Origin of the sequence: Fluviicola taffensis DSM 16823, assembly GCF_943372375.1 — a bacterium.
GTDB lineage: Bacteria > Bacteroidota > Bacteroidia > Flavobacteriales_D > Crocinitomicaceae > Fluviicola > Fluviicola taffensis_A.
This window is the reverse complement of sequence record NZ_CALRYJ010000009.1, coordinates 137,981-155,995: the sequence shown is the minus strand read 5'-3', so window position 1 is coordinate 155,995 and position 18,015 is coordinate 137,981. Positions and strand designations below refer to the sequence as shown.

The 18,015-nt window shown below is 39.0% G+C and carries 20 protein-coding genes; 12 read left to right on the top strand and 8 right to left on the bottom strand.

Annotated features, from left to right (window positions below; translation table 11 throughout):
- Window positions 1-93 precede the first annotated feature (93 nt).
- The 3 genes from AAG807_RS13785 to AAG807_RS13775 all read left to right on the top strand — a co-directional run bounded on the left by AAG807_RS13785 (window position 94) and on the right by AAG807_RS13775 (window position 3,556).
- Entirely contained in the window at window positions 94-2,058 is a 1,965-nt protein-coding gene (locus AAG807_RS13785; RefSeq protein ID WP_341905010.1) for a tetratricopeptide repeat protein, read from the top strand.
- Between the two features lie 138 nt (window positions 2,059-2,196).
- Window positions 2,197-2,874, top strand: coding sequence for a hypothetical protein (locus tag AAG807_RS13780; protein WP_341905006.1), 678 nt, complete (start codon window positions 2,197-2,199; stop codon window positions 2,872-2,874).
- A 7-nt stretch (window positions 2,875-2,881) separates the two neighbouring features.
- Entirely contained in the window at window positions 2,882-3,556 is a 675-nt protein-coding gene (locus tag AAG807_RS13775; RefSeq protein WP_341905003.1) for a hypothetical protein, read from the top strand.
- Here AAG807_RS13775 and AAG807_RS13770 read toward each other — a convergent pair.
- Together AAG807_RS13770 and AAG807_RS13765 are read right to left on the bottom strand one after the other, a co-directional pair.
- Entirely contained in the window at window positions 3,553-4,359 is an 807-nt protein-coding gene (locus AAG807_RS13770) for a sterol desaturase family protein (RefSeq protein ID WP_341905001.1), read from the bottom strand. The two genes, AAG807_RS13775 and AAG807_RS13770, sit on opposite strands and share 4 nt — an antisense overlap.
- Before the next feature lies 1 nt (window position 4,360).
- On the bottom strand, window positions 4,361-4,738 hold the full coding sequence (locus AAG807_RS13765) for a hypothetical protein (protein WP_341904999.1): 378 nt from the start codon (window positions 4,736-4,738) through the stop codon (window positions 4,361-4,363).
- Between the two features lie 76 nt (window positions 4,739-4,814).
- Between AAG807_RS13765 and AAG807_RS13760 the strand changes: the two genes are divergently transcribed.
- From AAG807_RS13760 to AAG807_RS13735, 6 genes are all read left to right on the top strand, one after another.
- Complete coding sequence (locus tag AAG807_RS13760; protein ID WP_341904996.1) at window positions 4,815-5,315, top strand: GNAT family N-acetyltransferase; 501 nt, start codon at window positions 4,815-4,817, stop codon at window positions 5,313-5,315.
- 3 nt (window positions 5,316-5,318) lie between these two features.
- Complete coding sequence (locus tag AAG807_RS13755; RefSeq protein WP_341904993.1) at window positions 5,319-5,708, top strand: DUF1801 domain-containing protein; 390 nt, start codon at window positions 5,319-5,321, stop codon at window positions 5,706-5,708.
- 53 nt (window positions 5,709-5,761) lie between these two features.
- Window positions 5,762-6,382, top strand: a complete 621-nt coding sequence (locus AAG807_RS13750) for a hypothetical protein (protein WP_341904990.1) — start codon at window positions 5,762-5,764, stop codon at window positions 6,380-6,382.
- A gap of 96 nt (window positions 6,383-6,478) precedes the next feature.
- Window positions 6,479-7,042 carry a LemA family protein gene (locus tag AAG807_RS13745; RefSeq protein ID WP_341904987.1) on the top strand — a complete coding sequence of 188 codons (564 nt, stop codon included), beginning with the start codon at window positions 6,479-6,481 and terminating at the stop codon, window positions 7,040-7,042.
- 9 nt (window positions 7,043-7,051) lie between these two features.
- A complete protein-coding gene (locus AAG807_RS13740; protein WP_341904984.1) occupies window positions 7,052-7,972 on the top strand; it encodes a M48 family metallopeptidase in 921 nt (306 codons plus the stop codon).
- 241 nt (window positions 7,973-8,213) lie between these two features.
- Complete coding sequence (locus AAG807_RS13735; RefSeq protein WP_341904981.1) at window positions 8,214-8,516, top strand: ArsR family transcriptional regulator; 303 nt, start codon at window positions 8,214-8,216, stop codon at window positions 8,514-8,516.
- Window positions 8,517-8,733: 217 nt separating this feature from the next.
- Here AAG807_RS13735 and arfB read toward each other — a convergent pair whose 3' ends face one another.
- The 3 genes from arfB to bshC all read right to left on the bottom strand — a co-directional run bounded on the left by arfB (window position 8,734) and on the right by bshC (window position 13,990).
- The gene (arfB, locus tag AAG807_RS13730; RefSeq protein WP_341904979.1) at window positions 8,734-9,138 is read right to left on the bottom strand and encodes an alternative ribosome rescue aminoacyl-tRNA hydrolase ArfB; all 405 of its coding nucleotides are present in this window, start codon (window positions 9,136-9,138) and stop codon (window positions 8,734-8,736) included.
- Window positions 9,139-9,141: 3 nt separating this feature from the next.
- On the bottom strand, window positions 9,142-11,775 hold the full coding sequence (locus AAG807_RS13725; protein WP_341904978.1) for a TonB-dependent receptor plug domain-containing protein: 2,634 nt from the start codon (window positions 11,773-11,775) through the stop codon (window positions 9,142-9,144).
- Between the two features lie 631 nt (window positions 11,776-12,406).
- The gene (bshC, locus tag AAG807_RS13720) at window positions 12,407-13,990 is read right to left on the bottom strand and encodes a bacillithiol biosynthesis cysteine-adding enzyme BshC (protein WP_341904976.1); all 1,584 of its coding nucleotides are present in this window, start codon (window positions 13,988-13,990) and stop codon (window positions 12,407-12,409) included.
- Between the two features lie 251 nt (window positions 13,991-14,241).
- On the opposite strand from bshC, the gene AAG807_RS13715 reads away from it, so the two are divergent.
- Window positions 14,242-14,694 (top strand): peptidylprolyl isomerase, encoded by a 453-nt coding sequence (locus AAG807_RS13715; RefSeq protein WP_341904973.1) that lies wholly within the window; start codon window positions 14,242-14,244, stop codon window positions 14,692-14,694.
- A gap of 64 nt (window positions 14,695-14,758) precedes the next feature.
- On the opposite strand, the gene AAG807_RS13710 is transcribed toward AAG807_RS13715, so the two are convergent.
- Window positions 14,759-15,196: a DUF1573 domain-containing protein gene (locus AAG807_RS13710; protein ID WP_341904970.1), complete on the bottom strand. Its 438-nt coding sequence runs from the start codon at window positions 15,194-15,196 to the stop codon at window positions 14,759-14,761.
- Window positions 15,197-15,425: 229 nt separating this feature from the next.
- Entirely contained in the window at window positions 15,426-16,034 is a 609-nt protein-coding gene (locus tag AAG807_RS13705; protein ID WP_341904967.1) for an NUDIX domain-containing protein, read from the bottom strand.
- A 7-nt stretch (window positions 16,035-16,041) separates the two neighbouring features.
- Here AAG807_RS13705 and pyrE point away from each other — a divergent pair, with 7 nt between their 5' ends.
- Together pyrE and AAG807_RS13695 are read left to right on the top strand one after the other, a co-directional pair.
- Complete coding sequence (pyrE, locus tag AAG807_RS13700) at window positions 16,042-16,683, top strand: orotate phosphoribosyltransferase (protein ID WP_341904965.1); 642 nt, start codon at window positions 16,042-16,044, stop codon at window positions 16,681-16,683.
- A 4-nt stretch (window positions 16,684-16,687) separates the two neighbouring features.
- Window positions 16,688-17,089 carry a hypothetical protein gene (locus AAG807_RS13695; RefSeq protein ID WP_341904963.1) on the top strand — a complete coding sequence of 134 codons (402 nt, stop codon included), beginning with the start codon at window positions 16,688-16,690 and terminating at the stop codon, window positions 17,087-17,089.
- A 99-nt stretch (window positions 17,090-17,188) separates the two neighbouring features.
- Here AAG807_RS13695 and AAG807_RS13690 read toward each other — a convergent pair whose 3' ends face one another.
- Complete coding sequence (locus tag AAG807_RS13690) at window positions 17,189-17,944, bottom strand: biotin--[acetyl-CoA-carboxylase] ligase (RefSeq protein ID WP_341904960.1); 756 nt, start codon at window positions 17,942-17,944, stop codon at window positions 17,189-17,191.
- Between the last annotated feature and the right edge of the window lie 71 nt (window positions 17,945-18,015).

The window sequence follows — 18,015 nt, the reverse complement described above, 5'->3', positions numbered from 1 at the left end:
AATTAACAAGACTTCCGCTATTAGCAGGCAAAATGAACGAAATGTTTTATTCTCTTTAACAAAGCTTATGAGTATAAATTGTATTATTGTGACGTGAAAAACCAGTTGCTCACTATTACTTTGATTCTATTGATTGTTCCTGCCTGGGGACAAACAAGTGGTATGGATTCCATTTACAAACTTGGGAAGGCAGAAAAAAACATCAAGAAGAAACTGCTTTTACTCAACGAATCCGTCGCTTACGGATGGTATTACGGCGATTATGATAAAGCCATCCGCTACGGAAATGAAGCACTTCAATTGGCACACAAATACAAACAGGATTCCATTGCCAGTTTGATCGACAACAACATCGGAATTGCTTTTGATTATAAAGGCGATTACTCCCAAGCTTTAGCACATTTCTTTAATGCCTTGCGCATCGCTGAACGAATCAAGGATAAAAACAATGAAGCATACATTTTAAGTAATATCGGACTGATTTATAACAATCAGAAACAATACGACAAAGCGCTCCAATACCATAAAGAATCACTTCGAATCCAACGTGAGCTTAAATTCAAAAAAGGAATTGCTGCATCCGTGAACAACATGGCAATCGTTTTCATGAACCAGAAGAAATACGAAAAAGCCATTTATCATTACCATGAATCCCTGTCCATTGATCTTGGATTAAATGACAGTACTGGAATTGCTGATGATTACAATAATCTGGGAGTTTGCTATCAGGAAACAAAAGATTTCGAAAAGTCAAAATTCTATCAGCTTAAATCGTTGGAAATCCGTGAAAAACTGCATCAGACTTTAGGCGTTGCAACTTCCAAATTAAACTTAGGGGTTTTAGCAGTTAAAGCAGGAAAATTGGATGAAGGTGAAAAATACCTTTCTGAAGCAAAAGAGTTGGCAAAAAAATTAGGGGCTAAAGAAATACTCAAATCTGTTTATGAAAGCCTTTCCGAATTAGGTAAAAAAAGAGGCGATTTTAAAACGGCTTACGAATACCTTTTTAAATTCAATGAAATAGAAAAAGAACTGGCCGACGAAAACAACATTCGCAAGCAGACGCAGGAAGAAATGAACTATCAATTTGACAAGGAACGTGAAACACAACGCCTGAATCAATTGAAGACCGCTTTGGAAAACAAGAAGAAACAGGAACAATCTCTCATCATCAATTGGGCAATTGCCGTTGTAGGGATATTAATCCTTGGTTTTTCATTCATCCTATATCGCCGCTGGAATGAGGTGAAGAAGCAAAAAGTGATCATTGAAGAGAAGAACCGACAGGTCGAGGAAAAGAATCACGAGATTCTGGATTCCATCAATTACGCCAAACGCATTCAGACCGCCATTCTTCCATCTGCACAATTGCGGGCAAAAGTTCTTCCGGACCATTTCGTTTTATACGAACCCAAAGACATCGTTGCAGGAGATTTTTACTGGCTGGAAGAAACAAAGGATTCCATCATTTTCGCAGTTGCGGATTGTACCGGACACGGTGTCCCCGGAGCTATGATGAGCGTAGTCTGTCACAATGCATTAAACCGTTCGGTGAAAGAATTCGGACTCAGAAAACCGGGAGAAATCCTGGATAAAACACGCGAAATCATTGTAGACGAGCTCTCTAAGAACCAACAGGATGTTTCGGATGGAATGGACATTTCCTTGTGTACCTGGAACAAAAGCACCAATGAGATTACCTGGGCAGGAGCGAATAATCCGCTGTGGATCTGGAAAAAAGAAAGCAACGAAATTGTCGAAATCAAACCCAATAAACAACCTATCGGAAAGCATTTCGACATGCAGCCCTTCACCAGCCATCCCGTGGAATTACAAAAAGGCGACCGCATCTATCTAATCACTGATGGTTATGCGGATCAATTCGGCGGACCGGAATCGAAGAAATTCAAAGCAAAAAACCTGAAGAATCTTCTGGTTCAGATTTCCACTGAAAAGATCCATCAGCAAATCGAGATCCTTAAATCCAATTTCTTCCAATGGAAAGGGGAATTGGAACAGATCGATGATGTTTGTATTATGGGGATTGAGATGGAGTGATTAATTCCTAATTACGAATGCCGTCCCGATAATTATCGGGATACGAATTACGAATTGTTTGATAATCGTTAAGGCGACGATTCGCACCTCTCAATCAATGATGGTTGAATCTTTAGAAGGTTTTCTTATTTTCAGATTATGAAATTGATTTTTAGCGTCTTCTTGATTCTTGCTTGCACTAACTGCTTTTCGCAAAAATTGGTCTCATCACAATTGCTTCCCTGTTATGCTTTTGGCGAAGTCATTTTTAAAGAACGTATTGCTTCACAGAGGTTCAGTTACGACACACTTTATTTGGAAATCAATCTGAGTGCCAATTGTGCTGCGCAATTTAAATCAACCCTTAAGTCAACTAATGATAGTCTTTTTATCGAACTCAAAAACATTTCAGAAATATATGATGCTTGCGACTGCTGCTATACGATGTTATTCACAATAACTGAAATGCAAGATTCCATATTTAAACTATTCATTGATCAACAAGAATTTAGATTTTCAAAGTCCAAATATATTGATGTTCCGCCAAGAAACATTCCAAAGGAACTGTTTAAAAACGAGCTCACAAAAGATGGATTAAAAGTCGGATATTGGAAAATTAAAGGACAAAACGGCAACTATTATAACGTTTTTTATGGAAATGATCCCAACCAAGATGACAATCCTTTATGGGTTAAATCATTCAACAAGAAAGGGGAATTGACCTCTATATCTGTAAGAGCAGGAAAGCCAACAGATCATTATTCGATTAACGTTAATCTAAGGAAATACGAAGAAATACTGAACGAGACTATCATGGAAGAACAAACAACTAAATAGGATACTGATGAAACACCTTTTCCTGATTCTATTTTTACTGCAATTCTTTTCTGCAAATGCACAGAAACTTGTCAATTTTGAAACCATTCAATGCAAAGATCCGATTGTTTACTTTCAAATCATTCACAACCGCCTTATTTCTCAAAAAATTCAGGGAGATACGCTTACCTTTTCAATAGGTTTTACACACAATTGTTCCTTTGATTCAAAAGAACCAGTTTTCAGTTTAAAAAACGATTCTCTTTACCTCCAAACAAATGGACTTTCAGAATCATACGCTGCGTGTGAATGCTATTTCACTATGAATTTTATACTTGCAGGGATGGCAGACACCATTAAAACCATGGTAGTTGACGAACGTCCTTTAATAAGGTCCAAATCCAAATACATCGATTTTCCAAAAGACGAACCGATTCCTAAAAAAGGAATTAAAAATAAAACGGACAAAGAAGGAAGGAAAGTTGGATACTGGATTTACCGAAATCAATACGGGGTTTATTCAATTGCCAATTATGGTGACGGAAGTAATTATAAGAATCACTTTCTATGGAAAAAAACATTTCTGGATACAACCAAGGAACTCATGAGCATCGATTTATATTGCCCAAAAGACACTCTGATTAGTATTAATAAACCGCAATACGTGAAAATTTTGAACGAGATAGCTAGTGAAAACAATTAACTTCCTGCCTTCTTTCTCAAAAACTGCTTCTTAACAACCTTCGGAACCAAGGGATCAACCAACTGTCCGAGATAATTCCGTGGAAACTCTTCCTTGATTCCAAATTGTTCCGGTTCATGATCCGGGCAAACATAGGTCCCGAAAAGAATGTCCATCAAGGGTGAGATATTCGCATAATTCCCACGGTCGCGGTCCAGATCATGATGCCAATGATGCAATGCCGGTGAACCGATGATCTTTTGCAGAAAACCAATATTCAAGCGCACGTTACTGTGAATGTAAATTGCCCAGATTCCTCTGAAGACAGCAATCATGACAATTGCTTCCAGGTCGAATCCCAATAAGAATGCCGGCAGATTAATAATTCCGACTGTATAAATCGAATCAATCGGATGTTCCCTGTGTGCAGCCAACCAATCCATTGTTTCCGCGGTGTGATGCACTTTATGAAAACGCCAAAGGAAATCCACTTTATGTTGGAACCTGTGTCCCCAATAAATCAAGAGATCACTTAAAACAAGAACCTCCAGACCTTGCAGCCAAATAGGTTGCTGATGAACCAATTGCAAATACGAAATAGAAAGTTGCTGCTGGATAAATTCATTCAAGTGGTAGAGAATCCAAATCACCAGGCTATTCCAAACCAGGTATTGCCCAAAGAAAAAACACAAATCCAGAAACCACTGTTTTCGGAAAAAAGCTTGATTTTTCTTTGCAGGAAATACGCGCTCCATAGGGACAAAGACGAAGACCAAAAACAAAAAGCTAATTCCAGTCGCAAAAAACAATTCCAACAACCACATATTATTTCTTTTTCAGTTGATGTTTTAATTGGGTTTTGAGAAATGATGAAACCAAATCAGTTTGAGGAGCCTTAAATTTGATAATCATCGATTTGGAACTACTGATGAAACGATCATTTCCGGGAGGTTCGATGTACATTGTATCAAAATTTTTCGGATCAAACCCACCAGACAGCTTTAGTTTTTGGAAAGTACTTAATCCATACTTTTCCCTAGAAACTGATTTCAATTCACTAGCCGTTCCTCCATTCGGATCTAAAATGTACTTCACCTTGTTTTCATTGGAAAAAAGATAACCACCTTGGTAAAGAGTAAACCCGGAAATCAATGCTACAAACAAGGTCAAGGTCAAAATTTTGATTGGTGTTTTTGTTTTCATCCTAAAAATTTAACGATATCTTGGTGATTCTATTGTAAGCCCGAAAGTTAAAAACGTTCAATTTGAGTTTAAAAAAATGAAAATCCTCGAAACACCACGCCTCTATTTACGCGAGATGACTCCCGAAGATGCAGAGGCAGCTTATATCCTCAATCTCGACCCGGAAGTGCTTCGCTATACGGGGGATGATCCATTTCAAAGTGTCGAGGAAGCCAAAACCTTTTTGGAAAACTACGCTTCTTATCGAACTTATGGTTTCGGTCGCTGGGGAATGATCCTCAAAGAAACGGGCGAATATTTAGGTTGGTGCGGATTGAAATACACTCCGGAACTGGACGAATTCGACATCGGATACCGCTTGATGAAAAAATTCTGGGGAAAGGGTTATGCTTCAGAAGCCGCTGAAGCTTGTATGAAGTTGGGATTCGAACAATTCGACATGAAAACAATCGTTGGAAGAGCTATGCCTACAAATTTAGCTTCGGTTCGCGTATTGGAAAAAATTGGTTTAACTTACCTTGAAAATCGTTTTACAGACGGAACAGAAGAAGTTATTTATATCAAACACAAACCTTAAACTATGAAAGATCCGAAGGTGGATGAATACATTTCGAACCTGGACTCGACTGAGCAGGAATTTGTTGATTATTTGAGGAATTCAGTACTCGCCATTGATCCGGAAATTCACGAGCAGATCAAATGGAATTCTGCCAGTTTTTTCTATGTCGGTGAAATGAAAGACTTTGACGCAAAGGAATACAAACGCGATCTATTAGTTTTGAATCTGCATCGCGGGAAATTTTTGTTAGTCTTCCCCACCGGGGCGAAAATCAGCGATTCCCTTTTAAAAGGAAAAAACTATCCGGATGGAAGAAAAATCATCACCATTGAAAACCTGGAAGACTTACAAAAAATCGAATCTTCCTTGAAAGCCGGAATTTTAGATTGGATGAATCAAATTGAGAAATAATACTTCGCTCAGTAGTCGAAATCACCTTTTGGATAAATTAAAAACAAGATAAAATGAAAAGATTAACACTTCTATCGTTACTGATTGGAACATCATTGACAATCTCTTCTTGTGGGGGCGATTCTTCAAAGAAAGAAACCGAAGAAGTTTCGACAGACAAGGAGATTAAAGAAGTAAAAGCGCCAAAAGAATCTTCTGAGACTCCTGAAAAATCAGATTTCCTGATTGAAAACAAGATCATGCATGCATTTTCAAACCCTTCAAAAAAGGACGAATTCCGCATCGTGATCACCGGGAAAAGTCTTCTAAAAGGAAAAGTACTTTTAACCATTACCAGTTCCGATGGAAAGAACCTGATACGGGAAGAATTTGATGCAAATTACTTGTTGGGATACGATTTCACAGGAAACATCAACTCCAAAAAGGAAACGGATGCTTTCATCCAAAAACGCATCCGAGAGTTTTTCTCCGAAGATCGATTCAGTACTCCGGCAATTGAAGAAAACATCACTTTTGAAGACCAAAGTTATTACATCGACAAGGAAACTTGGGAAGAAATACAAGCGGATAAACAGGCAATCGGATTTTACTATTTATTGGGATCAGAAGATGGCAGACACATCGCTTTTTCCAAGAAAAAAGGGAAAGTAGTGATGTTCTACAATTGTTGCTAGCTCTCTGAAAAACACTCTTTTTAGTTAAGAATTCATAAAGCCGCACACGAACAAAAATTAGTGGTATATTCGCTTAACTTTTAAACTAAAAAAAACATGATCGCTGGTATTATCATTGGAGTTGTTGTATTGATTTTAATCATCTGGTTAGTATCTATCAATAACCGCCTTGTTTCATTGAAAAACAATCGCGAAAGCGCTTTTGCGGATATCGATGTACAATTGAAACAACGTTACGACTTAATTCCACAATTACTTGGAGCTGTTAAAGGCTACATGAATCACGAAAGTGAAGTATTAACACGCGTTACGGAAGCTCGTTCGGGATATCTTCGTGCAGGAACTATTACTGAAAAGATCGAAGCAGAAAACAAAATGACTTCTGCAATGAACGGATTGAACATTCAAATTGAGGCTTACCCGGATTTGAAAGCAAACGCAAGTTTCATGAATTTACAACATGAGATCAGCGACCTGGAAAACAAGCTGGCTTCTGTACGTCGTTTCTTCAACTCTTCAACAAAGGAGTACAACAACGGAATCGAACAATTCCCAAGCAACATGATTGCTAAATCGAAAGGGTACAAAACAGAACCAATGTTTGACCTAGGAGTTGATCAACGTCAAACACTTGACAAAGCACCGGAAGTTAAATTCTAATCGGTTTTAATGGCAGCTTATATTGGTCTTCACGAGCAAATTCGAAGCAACAATTTAAAATCTACCTTGATATTGGCTGGATTCCCGTTAATTATTTTAGCGGGAGTTTATGCTTTTTTCTTCTTTATGATGGGAGGAAAAGAACATATCGAGCAGGTAAATCAACGCTTCATCGTAACCATTCCTTTTGTAATAGGCGGAGTGCTGATCTGGTTTTTGATTGCTTACTTTGCCAATTCTTCCATGATTCAATTAGCTTCCAATTCAAAATCGTTGGAACGCCGTGAAAACATGCGGGTGTATAACCTGACAGAAAACCTATGTATGTCGGTCGGCATGAAAATGCCCCAATTATTTGTCATCGAATCTTCTGCATTGAATGCCTTTGCAAGCGGAATCAATGAAAAAAGTTATGCCGTTACGCTTACAACCGGAATCATCGAACACTTGAACGATGAGGAGCTGGAAGGTGTAATCGCACATGAATTGACGCATATCCGGAACAAAGATGTCCGTTTGTTGATTGTTTCCATCATCTTCGTAGGAATCCTTTCTTTTGCTGTTGATATCTTACTACGCAATTTACTTTGGGGAGGAGGCAGAAGAGATAAGGACGATAATAAAGGAGCTTTGATTGCCTTGGCTATTTCAGCTGTCGCACTCTTGTTATCCATACTCTTCAAATTTGCTTTATCTCGTAAAAGAGAATACCTGGCAGATGCCGGAGCGGTTCAAATGACACGGAATTCGAAAGCCATGGCTTCTGCACTTCGCAAGATTTCCGGTCATTCGGAAGTTTCCAACGTGAGAAGCGAAGATGTAAAGCAAATGTTCATCGAACATAAAGCATTGGATGGAGCAGGATTTGCCGGTTTGTTTGCAACACATCCTCCAATCGAAAAACGCATTGCTGTTTTGGAGCAGATGTGATCCGTCTTCCACTTCCACTTCCACTTCCACTTCCACTCATCAAATAGACACATGTCTATGCGTATTTTTGAAAATTTGAAGTGCGTGACGAAGATGGTTTTCCGAAAGGCAAGGTTAGCCACTAGAAACTCCACTCCAACTGAGTAAATAGACACATGTCTATCCATATTTTTTTGGTAAATCGCTTGTTTGAAATGATGTTTTACACTAACTTAAATAGAAAACGTAAAATTATTTCATCATGGGAGCTATCAAACTCACACTTTATCCACGCACTCAAATTCGAAAATCCGATGTTGCTCGAGCAGTATCCGTACCAGCCAGAATAACTATTCTAAAAAAAATTATTGCTGAAGGTAGGACAAATGGATTGTACTTAGCTGAAGTTCTAAAACTAAGCCAACCTACTATCCATCATCATTTAATGATACTTAAATCCAGCGGTTTAATAAAAGGGGATTTTTTTAATGAGAGTTATTACTGGACCTTAAACCATGAGTGCGAAGATGAGCTTAATGCTTTGAAATGGTTTTTGGAAGATTGATTTCTCGCTGAAACCAGCATTATCCCTAACTAAATAGACACATGTCTATGCGTATTTTGGAGTTGAGAATTTGGGGAGCCAACTGAGTTTAAGCCGAAGAAGCAAAAAGTCTTAACCTCCCGCATCCACTGATCAAATAGACACATATCTATCCATATTTTTGAGTTGAGAATTTGGGATTTTGTTCGTGCTTCTAAACCGGAAAAGTTGAAAATTTCTAATCCACTCGCCCCCTCAACTTCTTAATCTCAGCCCGTTTCTTCTTTACCAAAAGACGACGTTCTCTCACTCCTCTCGGAACTTTGGTTTCCTTCCGATTCTTGACAATCTTGAATGCATATGCAAGCAATTCATCCAGTTTTTCCAAAACCAATTGTTTGTTACCCAATTGTGAGCGGTCTGCTTGCGAGATAATTTGAAGCACTCCTTCTTTTGTAAGCTTATGAGATAGTTTATTCAATAAGATCTCACGTTGCTCCTCAGAAATAAGTGATGAAGTTTGGATGTTCCAGTTCAGCTCAACTTTCGAAGAAACCTTATTGACATTTTGACCACCTTTTCCTCCACTCCTACTAGTCTTGAAAGAAATCTCAGAAAGGATCTGATGTGCTGAGATTGCCATGAGCTAGATCCTGACTATCAGTTTCACGTTGAACCGGCGTTGAGTCAAGTAATTCGGGATGGAGTAATACTTTCCGGAAACATCCTGAACCCATTGTTTCGAAAGTACATTATTCACACCCAAGAGGTTAAATACCTCAAAGGAAATGATGGCACTTTCCATCTTCTTGAGGAAATTGCGCGTTTTACCAGGTTTACGGTACAAAATATCATAAGACATTCCCATATCCACCCGAAAGTAAGCTTTCATCGTCAAGGTATCCTTGTAACGTGAGTGATCCGGCGGACCATAAGGCAAACGTGAACCATAAGTAATTCCAACCTGACAAGTCAACTGTTGCAATCCCGGCATGTGATCCTGGAACAATACTCCCACCGTAACATGCTGATCCGTTGGTCTGCGGATGTATCCCGGATTTACGCGCGCCGAATCAACAATATTCTGATCCTCGCTGTAACCGAAAATGATCTTTTCACCAGCTGCGTTATAGTAATTGTAATAATAATCGTCCTTGATATCTTCTTTCGTAGAAAGGAATCCGAGTTTGAAGAAAGACATCAATCCCGGAACAAATTCACCATTCAGATTCAAATCCAATCCTGCTGCATAAGCCACAGCATCGTTATTAGCAAAATAGCGTGTGCGTACATTATCTACCTCGTAAGGGTTTACGTCCCACAAATACTTGTAGTAAGCTTCTGCAGAAAATTTGAAAGGGGATTCGCGCTTCCACATAAAGAAACTGTAATCCATTCCCAATACAAAGTGAGCGGATTTTTGGGATTTCACGTTCTTATTGATCTGTCCGTCAAATGTTCTGAACTCCCTGTAAAATGGCGGTTGGTAATACAATCCGGAAGAAAAACGATACCGAACTCCTCTTCGAACAAACTTCCCGTTTTGGTAAACATACTTTACAGGAAAATAAGTCAATGTCAATCGTGGTGTGATGAATCCATCGCTATTGAAAGTGGTGTAAGTTCCCCTTAAACCATAATCCAGGCTCAATCCGGATTTTGATTCTGCAATGGTGTCTCTTTTGTGATACTCATGAGTAATTCCCAGAGAATCCTTATAGGTGAATTTCTTTGAAACAGGAATATTCTTGCGAATCTTCTTCCATTCCCAATGATCCTGGACGTAGGCATTGTAATGCTGATTATCCAATTCGAGTTTACTTTTGATCGTTTCGTATAAATCAACTTTTTCCGTTGGTTCATCTACCTGGGAATAACCGGCAGAATCAACATATTTCCATTCACTCAGGACATCATTGAAATGATCGATCTGAATTCCTGCACCAACCTTTAATTGATGTTTCGCATTTTCATTCTTCGGGTTGAAATTGACCGTTCCATCGTGATAAACACTGATGATATCCGCTTTCAATTTGTTCCGGGCATGATTTAAGAACCCTCCGACACCAAGAACAGCGATCGAATCTCCATAATTTTCTTTGGACGGGTCAGTTTCCAACTCATTGATAAAATACTCGCCCAGGATGTCGAAATTTTCGCGCTCATCACTTCGGAAGTAGGTGAAAAATGTTTTCCCCTCATATTTTTTCGAGGTATAATTCAAGGATGTTCCAACGGTCGATGTCAAAAACTTGGTCTTTTCCTGTCCTTCAAAATAAATATTGAAAGCATAAGCCTGATTCGCCGTTCCAAAATCCGTTTGACTGGTTTGTGGTGCAAATTGATAGGTATTGGAGGATACATGAGCAAGCGTCGTCCAAGTCCAATGCTCGTTAATGGTGTAGCTTGTTAGAGCTTGTGCATCCCAGAATACGGGATTGTAATTTCCTTTTGTCGGAAGTGAATTCAATAAATATCCGTTGGCACGATACCTTGCACCAAACAAGTACCGAAAACGATCGTGTTTTCCAATCTTATCTTCCACATGAGCCTCCACACCAAGTAATGAAGCCATAGCAGAAATACGAAGTGAATCCGGGCGCTTGTATCGAATGTCTAGAACAGAACTCAACTTATCGCCATACATAGACTGAAAACCACCCGAAGAAAAATAAATATCTTCAACTAAAGCTGTATTGATAAAATTTAATCCTTCCTGCTGACCTGAACGGGTCAAAAATGGACGATTAATCAAATATCCGTTGACATAAACCAGGTTCTCATCATAATTCCCTCCACGAACATTGTAATTGGAAGTCAATTCGTTATTTGAATTAAAACCAGGAGCCGTGAGTACCAATGTACGACCGACATCATTGAAAATTTGTTTCTGCAAATCAATTTTCGGAAGTTTTACCAAGCCGTCTTCGTAGTCTTTACTCTTATTAATCACCACCCCATCAATGATTCCAAAATCAAAAAGAATCGGATCCAAAACAAATGAATTTACGTCAGGGATCTGAACATTCTTCCGGAAGTCATTTTCCGCATCATACTGAGCAATCATCCCATATTTATTGGGAGTAAGCTGCACGTTAAAATGACCATTGACATCTGTTCGTGTAGAAATGGTATCTGTTCCAAGAATGAAGCGAACCATTACATTCGGTAATGCTATTTTGCGGTTATCCAGTACACTTCCGGTTACCTGAACTTGAGACCAAAGGGCGGTCAAAGGCATAAAAACAAGAAGAAATACTGCTAGAAATCGGTTTCGCATGTTCGCTTAAACGTTGAAAAAACGAAATTAGTGTAAATGTTTCTATTTCGTTGGAACAAGCACGCTTTTTTTAAGTTTCCCACGGAACGCTTACGCCCAAGCTTCAGCGTTGGCGCATGAGCACAGAGGAACACAGATTTAATTATTCTGTTTCTCTGTAAATAGAAATGAATGTACCAAGTATTATAAGACAGGATCCGAAAACTGAAAGATCCCTTCCTATTTCGCTACTTCTACCACATGGTGTGGCACCCCAGCTTGGAGGATCCCAAGTGAAAAACAGATATAATAATAGCATAGATGAAAAAGTATACAACAATGCTTTATTGACTATATCATGATAGAAATAACCGGAAACAAAGGAAGCTATCGTAAATACAAAATGCATCCAAAACACTCTGGATGAATATCCAAAAATTAAAACCGAAACAGTTCCAGATTCGTCCGAATTCCATTTGCAACTGCCATAATACGGAAGAAAAACAGATATAGCAAGCAATAGTAATAGTAATCCTACTTACAACAAAGCCCATTCTCAAATATTTGATCGAAGTATAAATCATAGTTTGGCAATCTAATTCAACCTATTCTTCCAATAAAAATCTGCGAAATCCGCGAAATCTGCGTGAGCTTATTTAGCCAAATCAACCACGATCAACTCCGCTTCAAACGGATCGATTTCCTGATGAATCTGGTTTAAAAGCTCCTGATATGCCCCGCTCGGCGCAAATTGCAACCAATGAAAATGACGTTCTTGCAAAGTGTTTTCCGGGATGATCCGTTCTGAAATAAAATCGATGGATTGAAGTACCTGCTCGTGGCGTTGTTTCAGTTGCTTCACCAAACGTTGTTCAAACGACTCCAATTGCTTTTTCATACGGACACTTTCTGCCTCCGCAAAAGATTCCAGGGTCGCTTCAATGGATTTCGCTTTTTCAATCATCGTTGTACGCAAAGTCTCAAACTCCGAATAAAGGGTAGAAAGATCCAAGTCATCCCCATCATTTTCTTTCAGGAATAACTTCTTCAAATCATCCTTCGACTCAAAATAGCGTTCTCCGGACCAATTCAACTTATCCATTCGTTTCTTCAATGCTCCATCCACCAACTGCACGGATACGCGCTGCTGGATCAAAGGAAACAAGGTGTGATGCACCTCAAATACGCCTTTCAATTGAATCCAATACGCCATTTCTCCACCACCACCAACATAAACCAGATTCGGTAAAATGGTTTCCTGATAAACGGGTCGCAAGATCACATTGGGCGAAAAATTCTCCGGTTCTTCCTGAACCAACCTGCTCAATTCTTCTATGGAATAAACTTGTCCATCAACAGCCAATCCATTTGCCACAGGCTCGATACGTAAACGTTCTCCTGCTTTCAAATAGAACAAATTGCAATCCCTTGCATGTGCCTGCGGTTTATATCCGGCAGATTCGATCAGTTTATTCGTATTCTGAACAGCATGATTCGCCAGGTCACTTGAAATCTCTCTTAGAACAACCGGAACAAATTCACGTTTCAAATCGCGATTATCCGGTTGAAGGACCAAAACTCCGAATTCTGAGAACAGTTTACTGATGAATTCCTGCTGGTATGAAGCATAATCCGCTTTTTCCGAAATGGCAATCAATTCATTGATTTCAGTCTCTTTTCCTTCGAAGAACGATTTAAAGGAAGACAAGACTTCCTGGAAGTCATCCATCTTGAATCGACCAACCGGACCGGTTTGTGCGGATTCCCACGTCAACTTCTGATTGAACAGATGAGTCGATTTAACTTCATCAAAATCATGGTCCTCGGAAGCCATCCAAAAAACAGGAACCGCTTTGAAATCCTTTTGACTCTGATTAAAATCTTCTGCCAGACGAACCACATGCAATACTTTATAGATAAGATAAAGCGGTCCGGCAAAAAGTGTCAATTGATGTCCCGTGGTAATGGTAAACGTATTTTCGCTTTCCAAAGATTTCAGGTTTTCCAATTGACTTTTCGACGCGTAAGAACCGATTTGTCTGTTCCAGACCTGCACCAGGTTTTGACGTGTTTCAGAAGAATAAATGACCTTCTTTTTTTGTGCTTGCACTTGCAAATCCGAAATGGAATTCAATGGTGCTGTAAGAAATTGCCCGAATGTTGATTGTTTCCCAAATGCTTGGGAAAATGATGAAAATTGTCTGATTTTATCTCGAGCGATCGTTGTATGACTCATGGAGCAAATTTACACATCATTTTCAGTTGAAGCAGTTACCATGGAAGCCAAACTGTTAAAAACCTTAAAAGAATTCCGAGTTCCGAATTACGAATTGCGAATTACGAATCCAAGAATCATTGGTTTAATTGCACTTTTTGACTTCAAATCTGAACAGTGAGCTTGCTGAACAACCCAAATTTTCAATTCGGCATTCGGCATTCGTAATTCGTAATTTTTAAAGTACTTTTGTAAAAAATACTTTAAATAAAATGGAAGCTATCATTCGCACTGAAAAGGGAGATATGCGTGTAACCTTCTTCCAGGAAGATGCACCGAATACAGTTGCTAACTTTGTAAAGTTGGCCAAAGAAGGGTTTTACGACGGATTGACATTTCACCGTGTTTTACCTGATTTCGTAATTCAGGGAGGATGCCCGAATTCACGTGAAGGAGCAAGTGGGATGCCTGGAACAGGTGGACCTGGTTACAAGATCGATTGTGAATTGACAGGTGGAAACCAACACCATGATCGTGGAGTACTTTCCATGGCTCATGCAGGAAGAAATACAGGTGGATCTCAATTCTTTGTTTGTCACAGCAGAAACAATACAGCGCATTTGGATCGCCAACATACGTGTTTTGGAAAAGTAATTGATGGTTTGGATATCATTGATGAAATCAGACAAGGTGACCGTATTATCGCAATAGAGGTTCAAGACTAACTATTGATAAAAAAAGTAGGGGCGCGATTAATCGCGCCCCTACTTTTTTTATGTCATTTCTTTCTTAGTTTGTCTTTGGAGCATCAGTTGCTGCTTCCTGAGGCAATACCTTACCAGTAATTGTCAGGATAATTGGCTCTGTAGAAGCATTTGTCGTTACTGTAATTGTTTTTGTAAACTGACCAACACGTTTCGTATCGTAATTCACCACAATTTTAGATGACTTCCCTTTTGCAATCGGTTCAGTTGGTTTCTCAGCTGCAGTACAACCACAAGAAGTCTGAACATTTGTAATGATCAAAGGAGTTTTTCCATTGTTTTTGAATTCAAAAATAAACGGCTCTTTCGAATCATAAGGAATCTCTGCTCTTTCTATTTTCAATGTTTTAAAAGCGATCGGTGACTTTGTTTCAGTCTTCACTTCTTTTTTTGCTTTCTCTGTTGTTTGTGCGAATGTTCCAAATGAGATCAATGAAACCGCAAGAATTGCTATTACTTTCATGTGTTTTAGTTTTGTCTATACAAGAATACGAACTCTTTTCATAATGGTTGTTTAATTAACAAAAAATTAGCCAAATTTTCTGAGTATCGAATTCCGAATGTATCCCCCAACCCAGTTCGACAAGTTCACATTACAATTCCCCATACAAACACTTCATTTTCATCTAAATCAGAAAAGAAAATCTATCACAAAAGAAGCCCACCTTTCAATTCGTAATTCGGAATTACCGTCACCAGTCTTCAGCCATTCGAAGCACCTCCAGGATCGAATCATAGGTATTACTGCGGATCAATTCCCATTCATCCTTTTCAATCCAGATAGCCTGAGTAATGGACTCTTCTTCCTGCGGCTGAACATCCATTGAACCGGAATAGCTTAGCGCATACCACCAATTTTTCTTGATCGTCAGCCTTCCCATATAAGAATAGGTATGAAAAGTGATTCCAAGAAAATGGTCAATTACCGGACCTTTGATGCCACATTCTTCTTCAACTTCCCGCACAGCAGCCTCCCAGGGTTGCTCATTTGAATCCAATTTTCCCTTGGGAATATCCCACATTCCATGTCGTTCAATAAATAAATACCGCCGATTACACTTTACTATCCCTCCGGCTGCATCCATAAACTCGTATGCATGAAAAACCTGATTGAAAGCCAATTCGAAATCATCGTAAATCACTAATAAACAAACTCTTGAAAGCGAGAAATCAAACTGATCCAAAAGTGTTGACAAATCATTTTCCCTGGAATTGACAACCAAATCATACCCTTTCGAAGGTGTCTTTTGATCCGAATCCAAAAAATCTATAACTGAATTATCAATAAAAACTTTGTACATTTGCACCATGATTTTAAATAAAGATCGAGCACTAAAAGTAGCTGAATTTTTGCTACAAATTAAAGCAGTAAAGTTACAACCAAATTCTCCATTCACATGGGCTTCCGGTTGGAAATCGCCTATATATTGTGATAATAGAATCACTCTTTCCTTTCCTGCGATTAGAACATACATCCGTCAGGGATATGCAGATGCCATTTTGGAGCACTTCGGGAAACCGGATATCATTGCTGGTGTTGCAACCGGTGGAATTGCTCAAGGAGCTTTAGTTGCCCAAGAGTTGGGTATTCCTTTCGTATATGTTCGCAGCTCAGCGAAAGCACATGGGATGGGTAACCAAATCGAAGGTCATTTTGAAAAAGGACAACGAGTGGTAGTTATCGAAGATTTGATTTCTACAGGCGGAAGTAGTTTAAAAGCTGTTAAAGACTTGAAAGAAGCAGGATTAGAAGTAAAAGGGTTGGTAGCAATCTTTACTTATGGTTTTGATATTTCCATTAAAAGTTTCGCCAATGCGGAATGTCCGTTTGTAACATTGACCGATTATGATCATTTAATTGATCAGGCATTGAAATCAGATTATGTTACAGATTCTGATCTTGATTCGTTACGCGAGTGGAAGATTAATCCTGAAAACTGGAAAAACTGAGACCATGCTTTTAAAGACTGACTCTTCACCCGTAAATGCTTCAGCACAAAAGGTATTTGAATTTCTTTCAGATGCCAAGAATATTGAACATTTACTTCCAACTGATAAAATCTCGGATTTTCAATCAGATGAACAAGGTTGTTCCTTCAAAGCACAGGGCGGAATTGTAATTCCGTTGATCTATGTTTCGAAAGAAGCAAACACCAAGATTTTAATGGAGTCGGGAGATAAAGCTCCGTTCAGCTATACCTTATCGATCATCTTAAAGGAAACAAGCGAAACAACTTGTGAGGGACATATTGAATTTGAAGCAAAGATCAATATGTTTATGAAAATGATGGTTGAAAAACCACTTACCAGCCTCTTTGGTGTAATGACAAAAAATCTTCAGAAACAATTTGACTAGAGTGACTTCGACTCCGCTCAGTCACCAAAATTGAATTTATAGCATTTCTCCCTAATCGTGAAAAGGTCGTTGAGCGCAGTCGAAACGCACTTTTCACTTCTACATTTTAACTTTGCCATAATTCGCCTCGAAATTCAATTCCTGGTTGTGATAAACTGTGATAACCCCATCTTTTTCAACCAATAAATTTCCAATTTGATCCACACCCCGGATAATTCCTTGAAATGGAATTGGATTTTGCCGTTCTTCCAAGGTAATATCCTCGTCCTTCTTCCATAAGAATGATTCGTAAGTACTTTTCAAATACTCGAAATCAGACCGTTGGATATGCTGATAGAATTCAGTCAGGTTTTCGTTCAATACATCCAGAATAGTCAACACGTCGGGAGCTTTTCCGGAAAGCTCTTCAAGCGATGTCGCGTAACCCACACTTTGAACAGGCGATATATTGACCCCGATTCCTACAATTGCTCCTTCCACCCGACCATTTTTCCAATTCGTTTCAATCAGGATACCGGCAATTTTGTGATTCTCAATGAAAATGTCGTTCGGCCATTTGATGGAAACTTTCTTGCGTGTGAAGCTTTGAACCATTCCGCGAACCGAGAGTGCTATGCTCATATTCAGATAACACAAGTGGTCGACTGACAAAAAATCAGTTTTTAAAAAAAAGGTTCCGGTGAACTGTTTAGAGCCCACAGACTGCCAACTTCTACCTCTTTGCCCCCTTCCGGCGGTCTGATGCTCTGCCAAAATTACAGTTCCATGCGCCAATTTACCCTCTGAAAGTAACTTGGCAGCATAATTGTTGGTAGAGTCCACCTCATGTAATTGGATAATTTGTTGACCAATCATGTTTAATTAACAAGTATTTGCATTTAACAATCACACAAATCAAGCTAATAAATGCTTAGATTTGTACTTAC

What these genes read in the sequence shown, in the direction of transcription:
- AAG807_RS13780 (WP_341905006.1), top strand. Translation starts at nt 2,197, where the DNA reads ATGAAATTGATTTTTAGCGTCTTCTTGATTCTTGCTTGCACTAACTGC.
- AAG807_RS13775 (WP_341905003.1), top strand. Translation starts at nt 2,882, where the DNA reads ATGAAACACCTTTTCCTGATTCTATTTTTACTGCAATTCTTTTCTGCA.
- AAG807_RS13770 (WP_341905001.1), bottom strand. Translation starts at nt 4,359, where the DNA reads ATGTGGTTGTTGGAATTGTTTTTTGCGACTGGAATTAGCTTTTTGTTT.
- AAG807_RS13765 (WP_341904999.1), bottom strand. Translation starts at nt 4,738, where the DNA reads ATGAAAACAAAAACACCAATCAAAATTTTGACCTTGACCTTGTTTGTA.
- AAG807_RS13760 (WP_341904996.1), top strand. Translation starts at nt 4,815, where the DNA reads ATGAAAATCCTCGAAACACCACGCCTCTATTTACGCGAGATGACTCCC.
- AAG807_RS13755 (WP_341904993.1), top strand. Translation starts at nt 5,319, where the DNA reads ATGAAAGATCCGAAGGTGGATGAATACATTTCGAACCTGGACTCGACT.
- AAG807_RS13750 (WP_341904990.1), top strand. Translation starts at nt 5,762, where the DNA reads ATGAAAAGATTAACACTTCTATCGTTACTGATTGGAACATCATTGACA.
- AAG807_RS13745 (WP_341904987.1), top strand. Translation starts at nt 6,479, where the DNA reads ATGATCGCTGGTATTATCATTGGAGTTGTTGTATTGATTTTAATCATC.
- AAG807_RS13740 (WP_341904984.1), top strand. Translation starts at nt 7,052, where the DNA reads ATGGCAGCTTATATTGGTCTTCACGAGCAAATTCGAAGCAACAATTTA.
- AAG807_RS13735 (WP_341904981.1), top strand. Translation starts at nt 8,214, where the DNA reads ATGGGAGCTATCAAACTCACACTTTATCCACGCACTCAAATTCGAAAA.
- arfB (WP_341904979.1), bottom strand. Translation starts at nt 9,138, where the DNA reads ATGGCAATCTCAGCACATCAGATCCTTTCTGAGATTTCTTTCAAGACT.
- AAG807_RS13725 (WP_341904978.1), bottom strand. Translation starts at nt 11,775, where the DNA reads ATGCGAAACCGATTTCTAGCAGTATTTCTTCTTGTTTTTATGCCTTTG.
- bshC (WP_341904976.1), bottom strand. Translation starts at nt 13,990, where the DNA reads ATGAGTCATACAACGATCGCTCGAGATAAAATCAGACAATTTTCATCA.
- AAG807_RS13715 (WP_341904973.1), top strand. Translation starts at nt 14,242, where the DNA reads ATGGAAGCTATCATTCGCACTGAAAAGGGAGATATGCGTGTAACCTTC.
- AAG807_RS13710 (WP_341904970.1), bottom strand. Translation starts at nt 15,196, where the DNA reads ATGAAAGTAATAGCAATTCTTGCGGTTTCATTGATCTCATTTGGAACA.
- AAG807_RS13705 (WP_341904967.1), bottom strand. Translation starts at nt 16,034, where the DNA reads ATGTACAAAGTTTTTATTGATAATTCAGTTATAGATTTTTTGGATTCG.
- pyrE (WP_341904965.1), top strand. Translation starts at nt 16,042, where the DNA reads ATGATTTTAAATAAAGATCGAGCACTAAAAGTAGCTGAATTTTTGCTA.
- AAG807_RS13695 (WP_341904963.1), top strand. Translation starts at nt 16,688, where the DNA reads ATGCTTTTAAAGACTGACTCTTCACCCGTAAATGCTTCAGCACAAAAG.
- AAG807_RS13690 (WP_341904960.1), bottom strand. Translation starts at nt 17,944, where the DNA reads ATGATTGGTCAACAAATTATCCAATTACATGAGGTGGACTCTACCAAC.